Raw genomic sequence first — 1,039 nt, forward strand, 5'->3', positions numbered from 1 at the left:
GCCGGCCCGCTCAAGGCGCGCCGAACAGCATCGTCCAGTACACCCCTTCGTCGCTGCGCGCCGCGCTGGCGTATGCCGCGCCGACCTGGGTGAACATCGGGTTCATCAGGTTCGCGCAGTGCCCCGGGCTGGCCAGCCAGCCGGCCATCGCCTGGCTCACCGAGGCCTGCCCGGCGGCGATGTTCTCGCCGATCTGCCGGCCGCGGTAACCGGCGGCGCGGGCGCGGTCGTAGGGGCCGTCGCCGTCCGGGTCCTGGTGGGCGAAGTAGTTGCTGCGCGCCATGTCGCGGCTGTGCGCCTGGGCCGCGGCGCCCAGGGCCGGGCTCCAGCTCAGCGGGCGCGCCGCGGCGAAGCGGCGCTGGCCACACAGCCGCGGCCGCGCGCGGGCGGCGTTGACCTCGGCGAGCAGCGCCTTGCCGGCGGCGCGCGGGTCCTGCAGCTGGCCGCCGCCCATCGAGCGCGCCAGCACCAGGCGCCATTCGCCACCCGTGCGGGTCACCCCGAGGTCGGCGTATTGCGGGTCGAGCAAGGCGCCGCAATAGCGCTCGCGCAGCATGTCGAAGGCTTCATCGGCATCGCGGGCGCCGACCAGGCGGATGCTGCGCACCGTCTGCGCCTGGTAACCGGCGTCGCGCAGGCCCTCGCGCAGGCCGCCGCTGAAGCCCAGCGGCAGGGCCAGGCTGGAACGCACGGTGAGCGGCGGCAGAGGCCGGAAGGCGCTGGCGGCGCAGCCCGAGGGATGGGCTCGGTAGGCGTTGATCGCGGCCGCCAGCTGGCGTTCTTCGCCGGCGTGGGCGGGGCTGGAGAGCAATGGCAGGAGCGGCAGCAGGCAGGCGGTGAAACGGAAGGCGTGGCGCATGGACAACGGTCGGCTCGGCTGGGTGGATGCCGCGCGGACGCGGCGGCCAGCCTGAGACTGCCGGCCGCGCGAGCGGGTTCAGTGACCGCCCGGGAATATTTCTGTCAGACGACGAAACGGGGCCCGTAGGCCCCGTCTCCCAGCAACCGGAACCCTCGTCGGCTCAGGCCACCACCGGGA

At 74.5% G+C, this 1,039-nt stretch carries 1 protein-coding gene; it reads right to left on the reverse strand.

Annotated features, from left to right (window positions below):
* Positions 1–10 precede the first annotated feature (10 nt).
* Positions 11–859: a CAP domain-containing protein gene (locus tag P3W75_RS19380; RefSeq protein ID WP_276228927.1), complete on the reverse strand. Its 849-nt coding sequence runs from the start codon at positions 857–859 to the stop codon at positions 11–13.
* Positions 860–1,039: the final 180 nt, after the last annotated feature.

The organism is Pseudomonas citronellolis (assembly GCF_029335315.1).
Classification (GTDB): Bacteria; Pseudomonadota; Gammaproteobacteria; order Pseudomonadales; family Pseudomonadaceae; genus Pseudomonas; species Pseudomonas citronellolis_A.

Bases quoted from the DNA above. Each gene is read 5' to 3' on its own strand.
- P3W75_RS19380 (WP_276228927.1), bottom strand. From the start codon at position 859: ATGCGCCACGCCTTCCGTTTCACCGCCTGCCTGCTGCCGCTCCTGCCA.